The following is a 15548-nucleotide window of genomic DNA, read 5'->3' on the forward strand; positions in this document are numbered from 1 at the left end:
TATTGAACATAATACCTATTCTTCTTTTCCATGACAATTTTTATATTTCTTGCCACTACCACAAGGACATGGGTCATTACGACCAACTTTGTCGCCTTTAACAATAGGTTGCTTTTTAGCTTTTTCTTTGCCATCTTCAGCAGAGACATGTTGAGCTGTTCCAAAGTCAGTTGTTTTCTCTCTTTCTATATCTTCATCAACTTGAATTACAGATTTAAGGATGAATTTAGATGTATCTTCCTCAATATTTTGCATCATCATATCAAATAACTCATGACCTTCATTTTGATAATCACGAAGTGGATTTTGTTGTGCATATGAACGTAAATGGATACCTTGACGTAATTGGTCCATAGTATCAATATGATCTGTCCAATGAGTATCTATAGAGCGTAGTAATATCATACGCTCAAATTCAGCCATTTGGTCACCAATTTTGGCTTTTTGACTTTCATATACTTTTTCAATTTTAGACCAAACTACTTCGAAGATGTCTTCAGAATCTTTACCGTTAATTTCTTCTTCTTTAAGATCGCCTTCTTGTAAAAAGACATCATTAACGTAATTAATAAACGGAGCGTAGTCAGGATTGTCATCTTCTTCACTTATATGATAGGTCACACCACGTTGTAATGTAGAACGTAACATTGCATTAACTAATTGTGAACTATCCTCTGAATCGATAATATTGTTTCTTTCATTGTAGATAATTTCACGTTGCTTACGTAACACTTCATCGTATTCAAGTATACGTTTACGTGCATCAAAGTTGTTACCTTCAACACGTTTTTGAGCAGATTCAACAGCGCGGGATACCATTTTTGATTCAATAGGAGTTGAATCATCCATGCCTAAACGGTTCATCATTTTTTGAAGTCTTTCAGAACCGAAACGAACCATTAATTCATCTTGAAGTGATAAATAGAAACGACTATCCCCTCTATCACCTTGACGACCAGAACGACCACGTAATTGGTCATCTATACGTCTAGATTCATGTCGTTCAGTACCAATAACTGCTAAACCGCCAATTTCTTCTACACCTTCACCTAGTTTAATATCAGTACCACGACCAGCCATGTTTGTAGCTATTGTCACAGCACCTTTTTGTCCTGCATTTGCAACAATTTCCGCTTCACGTTCATGGTTTTTAGCGTTTAAAACATCATGTCTAATACCACGCTTTTTAAGTAAATTTGAGATATATTCACTTGTTTCAACCGCAACAGTACCTAAAAGAACGGGTTGACCTTGTTTATGTTTTTCGACTACGTCTTCAACGACTGCATCAAATTTACCTTTTTGACTAATGTAAATTAAATCAGATTTATCATCACGTTGAACAGGTTTATTCGTAGGAATTTGTGTAACCGTCATATTATAAATATTACGGAATTCTTCTTCCTCTGTTTTTGCAGTACCAGTCATACCAGCTAATTTATTATACATACGGAAATAGTTTTGGAAAGTAATGGATGCCATTGTTTTCGATTCATTTTGAATTTTAACGCCCTCTTTAGCTTCTATCGCTTGGTGAAGCCCTTCAGAGAAACGACGACCAGGCATTGTACGTCCAGTAAATTGGTCAACAATGAGTACTTCTCCATCAACAACCATGTAGTCCACGTCACGTTGTAATGTTACGTGTGCTTTTAATGCTGTATTAATGTGACTAATAACTTCCACATTCTGTACATCATATAAATTTTCAATTTTAAACATGCGTTCAGCTTTGTCTGCACCTTGTTCAGTTAAATGAACTGCTTTTGTCTTTTCATCATATTTATAATCATCTTCAGCTTTTAACATTTTGGCGAATACATTCGCTTGTGTATAAAGCGACGTAGATTTTTCTGCTTCCCCAGAGATAATTAAAGGCGTTCTAGCTTCATCAATTAAAATAGAGTCTACCTCATCGATGATTGCAAAATGTAATGGTCTCATTACACGCTCTTCGGCATAGTTCACCATATTATCTCTTAAATAATCAAATCCTAATTCATTATTCGTACTATAAGTAATATCTTGAGCATAAGCTTCACGTTTTTCACTTGTTGATTTACTATTTAAATTTAATCCTACAGTTAGGCCTAAGAATTCATATAACTCTGCCATTTCTTCACTTTGAACACTAGATAAGTATTCGTTAACTGTGATTACGTGCACACCACGACCTGCAAGCGCATTTAAATACGTAGGCATCGTCGCTGTTAAAGTTTTACCTTCACCGGTTCTCATTTCAGCGATATCACCTTTATGAATGGCGATACCACCCATTACTTGCACTTTATAAGGTGTCATATTAAAGACACGTTTTGACCCTTCTCTTACTAAAGCATATGCTTGAGGTAAGATTTTATCTAGATAGTCATTTTGTTTTTTTACATCTTCAATTTCTTGTACCTCTTGTTGAAATTGCTTCGTCTTTTTTTTAATTTCTTCATCAGTTAAGATAGCCATATCTTCCTCTAACGAAAGTACTTCATCGGCTATTTTACTTAGACGTTTAGTTTCTTTTTTATTGCCGTCAACAATTTTTGATAAAAATCCCATTACGTCCGCTCCTTTAGCTTAAAAACTGTTTGGCTTACAACAATTTATCATATCATTTATACTTTAGAATTTATACTTAAATACTCATATAAGTGCGACGCTTAATTGTGCGCAACTTAAATAACTTACTTCCTTTTTCCCCTAATTTGAATCGCTAAGCCTAATTTATTATTTTAATATCCAATTACCTCATTACATTAGCACAGCATGATATTAGCGTCCACGAATTACTATAATATAAGTTACAAAAAAGAGTGGAACAAAATTCATTTTGAATTCATTGTCCCACCCTTATAAGGATAACTATAACTGAGTGTATTTAATTATTATTACCTTCTCAGCTTAGTTATATCTGCAAATTGTCATTGTGAACTTAACACCATAAATATATTTCAAAATTGATTTAAATTAATAACTTACTATTAATCAATTATTCAGTCGTTTCAATTAATCCATATTTACCGTCTTTACGTTTATAAACAATACTTGTACCATCTGTTTCACGATCAGTGAAGATATAGAAATCATGTCCTAATAATTCCATTTGTAATACTGCTTCTTCAGAATCCATTGGTTTTAAGCTAAATTGTTTAGAACGGATAATCTCAATTTCACTATCATTTGTTGGTTCAACATTAACGTCATCAACAGTTTCTGGCGGTGCTTCTTGTACTTCAGCTACAAACGCTTCTGGTTCTCCATGCGTTTTATGCTTACGATTAACACGTGTTTTATATTTACGTACTTGACGTTCTAATTTGCTAGTAACTAAATCAATACCTGCATATAAATCATCATGTCTTTCTTCTGCTCTTAATGTAACATTCTTCAATGGAATTGTTACTTCGATTTTAGTTGTAGAATTTTGATACGTTTTTACTTTAACGTGTGCGACTGCATTAGGCACATCGTTAAAATAACGTTCAAGTTTACCAATTTTGTCCTCAATATAGTTGCGGATGGCATCTGTAATAGTGAGGTTATCTCCATGAATTTCAAATCTAATCATAGCTATCTCTCCTTTAACCTCTTATGTTGGTAATTCTTACTATTATAATACCACGTTTAACCTATCTTGAAAACGTAAACACTTTGAATTTTCTGACATTTTTATCGTATAATTTACACCCTGCATGATGAATTGTTAATCCTGTTGTATAAATATCATCAACGAGTAATATATCTTTATCAGTTAAGTCCACATCTTCTTTAATATAAAAAGGATTTATAGCTCTTGCTCTCTCTACTTTCCCAAGTTTTGACTGTTTGGGACGCAATTCAGTTGCCAATAGGTTCGAATATTGAACCCCCATTTTTTCTAATATTGTTGCGACTGGGTTAAATGTTCTTTGAGTGTCTCGTTCAATTGGAGATGGAATTGGTACAATCAGATCATAAGATGTTTTTGGTAATTTGAGTTGTGAGGCTATAACCTCAGCTAAATAATAATCTTTCATTAGTTTGTATTGCTGTATCATTTCTTTCATAATAACGGAATATTGGTAGTCACAATAAAGCTGTTCCATTAGTTTAAAATTTTTAGCTAAAAATTGACAATCCAAGCAGTCATTTTCTTTATTATCCCGATAATTTAAGCACTTAGGACAACGTTGGTCATTCTTAATTAATTTCACACTATCCCACATTTCTAGACATGATGAACACATACGTTGAGGTACTCGATAAAAGTTAAAAACATTAAGCGATTCATATATTGGCAATCCGCATTGTATACATTTAACCAATTACCCACCCACGTTCTATACCTAATCGATTCATTTTTTTAATTTCTCTTTTAGCTTGTATCATAGCTATACTCACACCTTCATGCATAAATATCACTTTTCCTGTAGGTGCTTCTTGTTTACGACCAACCCGACCCGCAATTTGAATAAGTGCAGCCTTTTCAAAAGTATGTGCATTGATGACAATGACATCTAATTGTGCCATTGTAAAACCTCTTTCTAAAATTGTTGTCGTAAAAACGATTGCATGTTCACCGTTTCGTAGTGCTTGAACTTTGCTAAATCGTAGTGCATCTTTGCTTGAAACATAGATTAAATCTGAAAATTGGTAACGATAATGTTCGTACGTCTTTACCATCAATTCAATATTGTTAAAGAATACTAGTGTGTATCGTTTTTCGGTAATTTGATTCATTAAAATTCTTTTCAATTTAAGTTGTATATGCTTAACGTTTAATTTGAAATATGTGAAATTGGGGACAGGTAGTGGATGTTTATGGAAACGCGCAGGTAATGTAATGATTTGCTCAGAAGATAAAAGGTTCAACAGCTTTTTCGGAGGTGTTGCCGTCATAAATATGTGGCTATGTTTTTGTTTTGATGATAATCGAATTGCCTCCATAAGCCGAGGATCCATTGATAAAGGAAAGGCATCAACTTCGTCGATAAATATAACATCAAAGTGAGATTTAAATCTAAACAATTGGTGAACGGTTGCAACAATGAAGTGACCATTATATTGTTGTTGGCTACTTTGGTGTAATACATCTATGTCTTCTGAAATGAATGCTTCTTTAATGCGCAAACTAATTTCTACTACAACATCTACTCTTGGGGATACTATGGCTACATTAAACCCAAGTTGGCGCGCTACCCGTATACCTTCATACATCATTTCAGTCTTACCCGCACCAGTAACCGCATATAATAATAATGGGTGAAGCGTTTTAATTGCTTGTACAATGGCCTCTAAAGCATATTGTTGTTGTTCTGATAATTGAAAGGGTAAGTCGTAATATCCATCAGAAATAGCATTCTCACTTTGCGTAATTCTAAATTCTGTAATATTGTCCATGCGCCCTAATTGTATACAATACCTACAATAAATAATACGTTCTTCTGAAAAGGGTGTTTCATATTCATACATATAACGTTTATCTGAATTGCCACATTGAAGACATTGATAATTATCATCTGTAGCGATAATACCAGGTGTAATTTGAATAACTGTCTCATCACTTAACGCCACATCTGGACTAACTAACTTTCCGTAAAATTTTATTACGAATCACTCCTTTTAAAATAAAAAAGCCTAAAAGATGTTAAAAAAGTATTGAAACACTATGTGCTAAACAATACTTTCTTAAACGCTTTTAGACTTAAATTATCAACAATTAATTAATTTCGATTTTTCTTGGGAAATATCCTAAACCTAATCCGCCTGAACCAAGGTGAGATGCAATAACTGGTCCAAATTCTGAATACTGGATATTGATGTTTGGATATGTTTCTTTTAAATGGTTATAAAAGTCTTTACCTTCATCAATTTTATCACCATTAATTACAAAAACGGTCACTTCATCAATATCTTTAATAATTTCAAAGATATTCTCTTCTAATGTATTAAATGCACGTTTTTTAGTACGTACCTTTTCAAAAGGATGAATTTTGCCATCTTTTTCGAAACGAAGTACAGGTTTCATTTTTAATAATGTTCCAACCCATGCTTGAGCACCAGTTATACGTCCGCTTTTTTGTAAATTCTTAAGATCATCAACAATTAAGTAAGCACCAGCTTGTTCTCGGATTTCTTGTAATTCTTCAATAATTACTTCTGGTGTAAATCCTTTGTCAATGAGTTCCTTAGCATAGATTGTATAACTTCCATCAATCATCGCTGCCAATTTACTATCAAACGTATGAACATTGACGCCCTCTACCATTTCTCCAGCTTGTGTAGCTGATTGATAGCTGCCACTTATACCACTTGATAAAGCAATCACAATAATATCAGTGTAGCCTTTATCTCTTAACTTCTCATAATTCTCAATCCATTCTCCAATAGCCGGTTGACTTGTTGTTGGGAATGTTTTAGATGAGGCCATTTTATTATAAAAACGTTCAATTGGTACGTTATCATTCTCAGTAAACGTTTCTCCATCATCAAATGCAACACTTAATGGTGCAATAGGTATCTCATATTGGTCCATAAAGTCTTGTGGTAGATACCCAGTTGAATCTGCCATTAATGCGATTTTCATAGTAGTCCTCCTCAATTATACTCAAAGCTATTATAAATTATTTTTATTAAAAAAGAAATTCATAATCAGATATTTATTCATTTAAAATGAAGCGTGTATAATAAAGGTCAAATATTCTTTTTATTTATTGGAGGTGAACATCTTTGAGCAATCATATTATTACGATTAAACAAGAACATTCGATTGAAAATGTCATTAATAAATCTAGATTCATCGCACATATCAAACCTGTTTCATCAGAGGATGAAGCTAAAGCATTCATAAACGAAATTAAGCAACAACACAAAGAGGCTACGCATAACTGTTCAGCTTATACAGTCGGTGATCAAATGAATATTCAGAAAGCCAATGATGATGGTGAACCAAGTGGCACTGCGGGTGTCCCTATGCTTGATATTTTAAAAAAACTAGATGTACATAATGTTTGTGTCGTTGTTACTCGATACTTTGGGGGTATTAAACTTGGTGGTGGCGGACTTATACGGGCATATAGTGGTGCTGTTAGAGACGTCATTTATGATATAGGACGTGTAGAACTGCGTGATGCTATTCCTACTACCGTGACTATCAATTATGATTTAACTGGAAAGTTAGAATATGAATTGGCCTCTACAACGTACTTTCTAAGAGATACCACTTATACCGATAAGGTTAGTTATCAAATTGATGTCGTACAAACTGAATATGATGACTTTATTGCATTTTTAAATAAGAACACAGCTGGAAATTTCGAATTGCATGAAGCGGACGTAAAGAAATTACCTTTTGATATACCCACTAATTAATAAAAAACCTTGTTTGTATAACACTACTTAATCATTTAAGTAGTTATTACAAACAAGGCTTTATTTTTTATCATGTTGATCAACACCATTATTACCGTGATGTTGTTCATTCTTTTTTGTTATTAAATTAAGTATCGGACGGTAACTATCATCAATCAAACCTGTAAATTCAACAATCAATTCAATTGTGATAACAATTAAAATGAACATTAGGAGTACACCTAAAGGTTGAGATAAGTATAAAATGATACTTGATAAACTAAATAAAATCGCTATTGAATAAATTAATAATACCGTTTGTCTATGGCTATATCCTAAAGCTAAAAGTTTATGATGCAAATGCGACTTATCTGCTTGCATAATATGCTGACCATTTCGCATTCTTCGAATCATTGCAAATAACGTATCAATAAATGGTACAGCTAAAATCACAATTGGGAAAAACAATGAAATAAATGTGATGTTCTTAAAGCCAAGTAAGGATAGAAAACCAATGATAAATCCTATCAGTAGTGCACCACTATCCCCTAAAAAGATCTTAGCCGGGTGAAAGTTGAAACATAGAAATCCTAATAATGATCCTATTAGTACACTACAAATCATGATAATAAATACATTAGCTTGTAAAATCGCAATAAAAGCAATTGTAATAAGACCAATTGCAGATACTCCAGAAGCCAGTCCGTCTAAACCATCAATTAAATTGATAGCATTAGTTATCGCCACAATCCAAATAATGGTAATCGGTATACTTAATATTCCAAAATGAATTGTCGGGCCCATAGGAAACGAAATAAAATCTATGGTAATTCCATAAAATGCTACGATTGAAGCTGCGACAATTTGACCAATTAACTTTAAAATAGGCTTTAAATCATAAATATCATCAATTAATCCTACTAAATACATAACTATAGCCCCCATAACTAAGGGCTTAACTTCTCTTTCAATCGGATGTCCAAGCCAGATTCCTATTAAGAAAGAAAGTAGTATAACAGTACCACCCAATACTGAAACTGGTTTTGTATGTACTTTTCTAAAATTTGGCCTATCTACTAAATCAAATTTAATAGAGACCTTTATAATCATAGGTGTTAATATTAAACTGATTACCAATGTTACAGCAATAAGTAGTAAAGTATACATCAGTTCACCTTCAATAAATCTCTTTTAATTTTACATATTTGCGAGTTATCTATTCATTCTATTTAAACAATTTTCAAATCATTTTTGTATTGGACTATAGTTGTAAATTACTAACTATTCTTTAAATAGTTCATTAAACTTCAACTATTTTACCCTATTTCTTCAAATTAATCCTTATTTTTTAATTAATTGTAAATTTTTTGTAAAGATAATCAATTTATATCATATCACTTCAGTATTCATTTGAATATAAAAGTTCAAATATTCTATCTATTTTATTTATGTAATCTGATACAACTTAATGACAAATGGTAAGTTTTCACTTACAATAACTAATGGTTAAATTAAAGGAGTCGATTCCAATATGATTGAATCTATCATTTATAATGTTGCAGTTATGGTAGCTGGCATTTATTTATTTCATCGATTACAATATTCCGAAAATAAAATAATGGTCTTTTCAAAAGGCTATGTCACTGTATTAATGACGATTGTTGCATTGCTACTTGCAGCTTATCCAATTCCATTCCATCAAGAGTACTTAGTTCATTTAACATTTGTCCCATTGTTATTTTTAGGACGCTTTACTAATATGGGCTATACGCTTGTATCGGCAGTTATCGTTGCTTTAGTAGAAGTGTTCGCATTTGGAAACTCACTTCTTTATGGTGTAGTACTTATTGTAATAGGTATCATTGTAAGTATGGTTGGACCTTTTTTAAAACAAAATGACATTGTAGCTTTAGTCGTTTTAAATTTGATTAGTGTTATTATTTTACTTATTTTATCTATCTTTAGTCCGCTATATGATCTTACTGAAATCGCATTTTTAGTCCCAATTTCATTCGTTTTAACCATCGCTTCTGCAATTACATTTGTAGATATGTGGCACTTCTTTTCATTAGTCACACGCTATGAAAATGAAGATAAGTATGACTATCTTACTGGACTAGGTAATGTAAAAGAATTTGATAGACATTTAAATCATGTATCTCAGATTGCTGAGGATAAAAATGAAAGTCTTGCCTTATTATTAATTGATATAGATGGTTTTAAAGATGTAAATGATACGTATTCACATAAATCTGGTGATGCTGTGCTCAAACAAATGTCACAGTTATTGAAGAATTATGTACCAAAGCAGTTTCAAATTTTTCGTAATGGCGGCGAAGAATTTTCAGTCGTGATTCGTAATTACTCATTGGATCAAAGCGTTAAATTAGCTGAAAATATTCGAACAGGTGTTGAAAAGTCTTCATTCCACTTACCAAATAAGGAAGTCATAAAATTATCTGTCTCTATTGGTGTAGGTTACCTTTCGCAAGATGACCATAAATCACAACGAAAAGTCTTCAAAGATGCCGATGATATGGTTCACGTTGCTAAGAATGAAGGTCGTAATCAAGTGATGTTTAATCCAATCATTAAATTATAGAAACATAAAAGAAGTCAACATATTGATTAACCAAATTATTAATATATCTGGTTATCTAAATATGTTGACTTTTTTATATGTAATTATACTTAATTTCATGTTAGCAACGGCCTAGATGTGGTATGAATACTAAGCGTACTATTGCAAGTTGCGTGTGCAAGTTGTACACTTCAAATTGTCTATTGAAATAAATTCAATTATCTAATGTTACGGAGGTGCCGTTTATGTCAGATTCAATCACTATTATCGATGAAAATAAAGTGATTGATGTAGTTTTAATAGCTGGTAGAATTCTTTTAGAAGCTGGTGCGGAAACTTATCGTGTTGAAGATACGATGAATCGTATAGCTCATAGTTATGGTTTACATGATACATATAGCTTTGTAACATCAACAGCCATTATCTTTTCACTCAATGATCGAACAAATACACGACTTATTAGAATCCGTGAACGTACTACAGATTTAGAAAAAATCGCACTCACTAATAGTTTATCTAGAAAAATTTCCAGAAATGAATTAACCATTGATGAAGCAAAGTCTGAATTAATTCATTTGCGCCGAGCATCATTGCAATATTCATTTTTACTAAACTTTTTTGCTGCTGCAATTGCCTGCGGATTCTTTTTATTCATGTTTGGCGGTGTAGCATCTGACTGCTGGATTGCTGTTATAGCTGGTGGAGCTGCTTTTCTTACTTTTAGTTTAGTACAGCGTTTTATTCAAATTAAATTCTTCTCAGAATTCGTTGCTTCCGCTGTCGTCATCACGATTGCAGCCACATTTACCAAACTTGGTATTGCCACGAATCAAAATATCATTACCATTTCAAGTGTAATGCCACTTGTACCTGGTATATTAATCTGTAATGCAATTCGAGATTTAATGGCTGGTGAATTATTAGCTGGAATGTCTAGAGGCGTGGAAGCTGCATTAACTTCATTCGCCATCGGTGCTGGTGTAGCCATCGTTTTACTAATTATTTAAGAAAGGCTGTTTATAAATGTTATTTTATTTATTCCATTTTACAATTAGTTTCATTTCTACAGTACTCTTCTCAATTATTTTCAATGCACCGAAGCGACTACTCGCAGCATGTGGTTTTGTAGGTGCTGTAGCATGGACAATTTATCAATTCACTGTAGATATGGATTTAGGAAAAGTAGGTGCCTCATTTCTAGGAAGTTTAATACTCGGGTTACTTAGCCATGTTATGAGTCGTCGTTATAAGCGCCCTGTTATCATTTTTATAGTGCCCGGAATTATTCCACTTGTTCCAGGTGGAACTGCATATGAAGCAACACGTTATCTAGTCTCAAATGATTATACGCAAGCAGTGAATACTTTCTTAGAAGTTACACTTATTTCTGGTTCAATCGCATTCGGCATTTTAGTAGCAGAAATCCTCTACTATATTTACACACGTATAAAGCAGTATTATGATAAAATTAAAGGTAAAACATATAGAAAATCATATAATATGAATAATAGAGTCTAAGGGGATGTCTTGCTATGAAAGCACAGCTTATAGATAGATTATCACGTTACGTAAAAATCGATACACAATCTAATCCGGAATCTTCAACTACACCTTCTACTGAGAAGCAATGGGATTTATTGCGTTTATTACAACAAGAACTTGAAGGTTTTGGCTTAGAAACGGATCTCGACGACAATGGATATTTATTTGCGACGTTAGAAAGCAATGTATCTTTCGACGTCCCTACCGTTGGGTTTCTGGCACATGTTGATACATCACCAGATTTTAATGCCAGCAATGTGAATCCGCAAATTGTAGAACAATATGATGGTAAAACAATTAAATTAGGTGATACTGGTCGAGTATTGAGTCAGGAAACTTTTCCAGAATTAAAAAAACTTATAGGTCATACGCTAATGATTACTGACGGCACATCACTGTTAGGTGCAGATGATAAAGCTGGAGTTGTCGAAATCATGGAAGCAGTAAAATATTTAATAGAACACCCAGAAATCAAGCATGGTCGAATCCGTATCGCATTCACGCCAGACGAAGAAATTGGACGAGGTCCTCATAAATTCGATGTGGAACGTTTCAATGCAGATTTCGCTTATACAATGGACGGCAGTGAATTTGGAGAATTACAATTTGAAAGTTTTAATGCCGCTGAGGCTAAGATAACTACACATGGTGTGAATGTCCATCCAGGATCTGCTAAAAACATCATGGTCAATGCTATCTCATTAGGCCATCAATTTCATAGTCTACTACCCGCTGGCGAAGTTCCTGAACGTACGGAAGACTATGAGGGATTTTATCATTTGATGAAATTCGAAGGTAATGTTGAAAAAGCAACATTACAGTATATCATTCGTGATCATGATAAAGAATCATTCGAATTACGTAAGAAAAAATTATTAGAAATTCGTGACGATATTAATGTCCATTATGAAGATTTCCCAGTGAAAGTAGATATAGAAGATCAATATTATAATATGGCTGAAAAGATTGAACCACATCCATATATTATTGATATTCCTAAAAAAGTGTTTAAAGATTTAAATATAGAACCAAACACTGCACCTATTCGTGGTGGAACTGATGGTTCACAATTATCATTTAAAGGCTTACCAACTCCTAATATATTTACAGGTTGCGGTAATTTCCATGGACCTTTTGAATATGCGTCAATCGATGTAATGGAGAAAGCAGTGCAAGTCATCATTGGTATTGCTCAAGAAGTCACACATCACCATAAATAAACATAACGAATAAGGCAAACCACAATTACCATGATTATATAGGTAATTGCGGTTTGCCTTTTGTTAGTTATTCATTTATGCATTATTTAATGTCGTTTTTAATAATCTAAGTGCTTGAACAGTAAAGTGTCGGATTTGTATACCCATTTTAAAGTCTGTGTATCTTTCTGGCATCTCAACGAAAGTATTAAACATTGCTGTAACATGGTACTGATCAAAGACATCAAATTTGTCATCAGTCGCACAAATAGCAATCGCAGGTTTATTATGTTTTTGCGCTAATTCTGCAATCGTTAAAGTCGTTGTTTCAAGTAAATGATCCTCTTCTTTAACACCTTCACCAAAGATGATTAAATCTGCCTGAGAAACTAAATCATCTAAATGTGTTATTTGGTTAACCAATTCATGACTTGTTAATATTTCAGCATCGTACAATCCATTTAATAATGCTGCAATACCACCACCAGCGCCACCTCTATCGATAGGGCCCATAGCAATTTTCATTTCATTTTTAACAAGCTCACTGAAGTACCAAATTAAATTATCTATTTCTGCAGCTTTTTCTCGTGTCATTTGATGTGTTTCATACGTCTTCATAATTTCACTATGCTTACCATATAATTTACTAGAAAAATCAGACATCAATTTAATATGTGCATCCTTGAAATTTTGAGGTATTGCAGAAAAATCTATTCGACGAATAAATTTAATCACTTGAGCACCTTCACGTGCATCTAGAAGTTCTCCTTCATCATTATAGAATTGAGCACCTAAAGCTTGCATCATCCCAATACCACCATCGAAACTATCGATGCCACCAAGTGAAATAACAATGTTATCGGCTCCATTATTCAGTGCATCTATAATTACTTCTCCTAAACCGTAACTTGAACGTTGTTCAACCGGTTTTTGTCCTTTTATAAATAAATTCCCCTCAATTATAGTTAATCCTTGTTCAGTTTGACCATAAACTGTTTCGACTTCCTTCATATCCGCATCATGCACATTTACTCTATATTTCGTACCTGATTGCCATAAGAACACTGAATCCATTAGTTCATGACGCCCATTAAATAATGGCACTTGTACAATATCAGCATCTTCAATTTGACTGGCTACCGCTTCTTCAACGAAGCGATTCGCTTGATAACTTGAGATTATACCGTTAAATTCATCCATTGCTACTAATATTTTCATCTGTTATTCACCTCATGCCATTTTCTTTATTTATATATTGATTTAGATGTTATACATTCGACTTCACTTTCACATTATACATGGGTTGTCTCTACTTTTCATAATAATAGCTGCTGCAAATAGATAAATAAAAACAGGAGTGACACGGAATTCATCTAGAATTCATTGCTCACTCCTGCATGGATGACTAAAGCTGAGAAGCCATCGTGTGGCCAGTCTCTCAGATTTGTCAGTTACTGCGCTTTATAATGCAGTCTAAACTATTATTTTTAACCTAAACGCGTTTACTATTTTTAATTGTTGATAGTTGTTATTCTTCAGCTTGAGCTAATGAAGATACATTAATATCACTGTGACTAGCATTCCAAGTTGCTTCACCATCAATAAAATAGAACGCTTGTGGCGATTCATGTTTCACATTTGTCTTTTCAGCGATATAGTCAGAAAGTTTTCTTTCTTCTTGGACGACTAAGTAATAGCCATCCATATCTCTTTCATATAAAAATTTATTAAATTGATCGTATGCATCTGCTGAGATTGGACAAGTATCACTATGTTTTAATACAAATACATATTTATTATCTTTAAGTACTTGCTCAAACTGGTCAATCGAACTCAGCTTTATAGCCATTCTATTCACCTCTAAAATTATTTATGCCCATGTTGCTCTTTATAATCTTTATAAACTACTCAATGGGTTCAATTATACACATTTCAAAGTCCATTGTTAACCAAAAATTTTAATTTTATCAACTATGTCTATCTATTGCTTTTTTAACTTTTTCAAATCTTCGTAAAAACCATTATTATCCTTACTTAATTCTTTACCCGTTTTCGGTAACTTTTCTACATCAATTTTAGAAAGTTTTTTCTCTATTTCAATCGTAGTTTCTCGCGTATCATAGTAATTCAATAAATTATAATACATTTCAATCGCATTTTTGCGAGCACTGTTGACTTTTGGGTCAGTAATATTGGTTTGGTTTAATTCTGTAATTTGCTTCTCAATTAACGGTTTAATATGTTCGTCAATTGCTTTCTTAGAATTAGTATCATCACTTTCTAAGTATTTTTGTGCAGCTTCTTTAAGATTTTGATTGTTACTTTCAATTTTAGATGTTAACTGATTGGCATCTTCTTGATTATTTGCCTTTTTAATTTGCGTTTCTACTTGTGAGCGATTACTTTCAAATAACTTTGTATAATCCAAGATATCTTCATTCGCCTTAATTGACTTATTACATAAATCTACAAAGGTTTTAATATCATATATAGATTGTTTTTCCTGTTTTACATTTTCTAAGTACTTGTTCTTTAAGTCTTTAACATCTTGATGTTCAGCTGGTAATTGTTTAGCTGACTTTTCATATTTTTTAAATTGAGGAATTAAGTGTTTGTTAATATCTCTCTGTAGTGCTTCAAACTCTCTTTTATTCTTATCAGTGGTGTCCGTCTTGCTCAATTGATCCAATTGTTTCAAGTGAATCTTGTCCATTACAGTTTTAAGATCTTTCTTCTCATCTTCAACCTTATTAAGTTGTGTTTGAAAATCCTTTAAGTCCGCGCTACTTTGATTGCCACACGATGAGAGCAATATGCCACATATCAACATTATAGAAAGTATTGCTAATTTCTTCATAAATGCACTCCTATCAACACGTATTATACCTAAAGCTATTTATATT

General features: G+C 32.9%; 14 protein-coding genes. 5 read left to right on the forward strand and 9 right to left on the reverse strand.

What is annotated here, in order from left to right; translation table 11 throughout:
• Positions 1-15 precede the first annotated feature (15 nt).
• From secA to fakB1, 5 genes are all read right to left on the reverse strand, one after another.
• Positions 16-2553 carry a preprotein translocase subunit SecA gene (gene secA / locus SBL15_RS02150; RefSeq protein ID WP_107611473.1) on the reverse strand — a complete coding sequence of 846 codons (2538 nt, stop codon included), beginning with the start codon at positions 2551-2553 and terminating at the stop codon, positions 16-18.
• 430 nt (positions 2554-2983) lie between these two features.
• Positions 2984-3562, reverse strand: coding sequence for a ribosome hibernation-promoting factor, HPF/YfiA family (gene hpf, locus SBL15_RS02155; RefSeq protein ID WP_053019045.1), 579 nt, complete (start codon positions 3560-3562; stop codon positions 2984-2986).
• 61 nt (positions 3563-3623) lie between these two features.
• Complete coding sequence (locus SBL15_RS02160) at positions 3624-4298, reverse strand: ComF family protein (protein ID WP_317955033.1); 675 nt, start codon at positions 4296-4298, stop codon at positions 3624-3626.
• Positions 4291-5547: a DEAD/DEAH box helicase family protein gene (locus SBL15_RS02165; RefSeq protein WP_317955035.1), complete on the reverse strand. Its 1257-nt coding sequence runs from the start codon at positions 5545-5547 to the stop codon at positions 4291-4293. Before SBL15_RS02165 ends, SBL15_RS02160 begins: the two co-directional genes overlap by 8 nt.
• 145 nt (positions 5548-5692) lie before the next feature.
• Positions 5693-6559, reverse strand: a complete 867-nt coding sequence (gene fakB1 / locus SBL15_RS02170; protein WP_107613421.1) for a fatty acid kinase binding subunit FakB1 — start codon at positions 6557-6559, stop codon at positions 5693-5695.
• A 143-nt stretch (positions 6560-6702) separates the two neighbouring features.
• Here fakB1 and SBL15_RS02175 point away from each other — a divergent pair, with 143 nt between their 5' ends.
• Positions 6703-7344 carry a YigZ family protein gene (locus tag SBL15_RS02175; protein ID WP_037536361.1) on the forward strand — a complete coding sequence of 214 codons (642 nt, stop codon included), beginning with the start codon at positions 6703-6705 and terminating at the stop codon, positions 7342-7344.
• 60 nt (positions 7345-7404) lie between these two features.
• Here the strand turns inward: SBL15_RS02175 and SBL15_RS02180 are convergent, their stop codons facing one another.
• Positions 7405-8490 (reverse strand): glycosyltransferase family 4 protein, encoded by a 1086-nt coding sequence (locus SBL15_RS02180; protein WP_107611476.1) that lies wholly within the window; start codon positions 8488-8490, stop codon positions 7405-7407.
• Between the two features lie 364 nt (positions 8491-8854).
• Between SBL15_RS02180 and gdpS the strand changes: the two genes are divergently transcribed.
• The 4 genes from gdpS (at position 8855) to pepT (ending at position 12666) form a co-directional block, all read left to right on the forward strand.
• The gene (gene gdpS / locus SBL15_RS02185; protein WP_037536363.1) at positions 8855-9925 is read left to right on the forward strand and encodes a GGDEF domain-containing protein GdpS; all 1071 of its coding nucleotides are present in this window, start codon (positions 8855-8857) and stop codon (positions 9923-9925) included.
• A gap of 224 nt (positions 9926-10149) precedes the next feature.
• Positions 10150-10911: a threonine/serine exporter family protein gene (locus SBL15_RS02190; protein ID WP_037536365.1), complete on the forward strand. Its 762-nt coding sequence runs from the start codon at positions 10150-10152 to the stop codon at positions 10909-10911.
• Between the two features lie 16 nt (positions 10912-10927).
• On the forward strand, positions 10928-11422 hold the full coding sequence (locus SBL15_RS02195; protein ID WP_011276409.1) for a threonine/serine exporter family protein: 495 nt from the start codon (positions 10928-10930) through the stop codon (positions 11420-11422).
• A gap of 14 nt (positions 11423-11436) precedes the next feature.
• The gene (gene pepT, locus SBL15_RS02200; RefSeq protein WP_107611477.1) at positions 11437-12666 is read left to right on the forward strand and encodes a peptidase T; all 1230 of its coding nucleotides are present in this window, start codon (positions 11437-11439) and stop codon (positions 12664-12666) included.
• A 75-nt stretch (positions 12667-12741) separates the two neighbouring features.
• On the opposite strand, the gene SBL15_RS02205 is transcribed toward pepT, so the two are convergent.
• From SBL15_RS02205 to SBL15_RS02215, 3 genes are all read right to left on the reverse strand, one after another.
• The gene (locus SBL15_RS02205; RefSeq protein ID WP_053017754.1) at positions 12742-13863 is read right to left on the reverse strand and encodes a glycerate kinase; all 1122 of its coding nucleotides are present in this window, start codon (positions 13861-13863) and stop codon (positions 12742-12744) included.
• Positions 13864-14173: 310 nt separating this feature from the next.
• The gene (gene ytxJ / locus SBL15_RS02210) at positions 14174-14494 is read right to left on the reverse strand and encodes a bacillithiol system redox-active protein YtxJ (RefSeq protein ID WP_011276412.1); all 321 of its coding nucleotides are present in this window, start codon (positions 14492-14494) and stop codon (positions 14174-14176) included.
• A 132-nt stretch (positions 14495-14626) separates the two neighbouring features.
• Positions 14627-15502: an EMYY motif lipoprotein gene (locus SBL15_RS02215; RefSeq protein ID WP_107611478.1), complete on the reverse strand. Its 876-nt coding sequence runs from the start codon at positions 15500-15502 to the stop codon at positions 14627-14629.
• Between the last annotated feature and the right edge of the window lie 46 nt (positions 15503-15548).

It is taken from the genome of Staphylococcus sp. NWU MKU2 (assembly GCF_033283605.1).
Classification (GTDB): Bacteria; Bacillota; Bacilli; order Staphylococcales; family Staphylococcaceae; genus Staphylococcus; species Staphylococcus haemolyticus.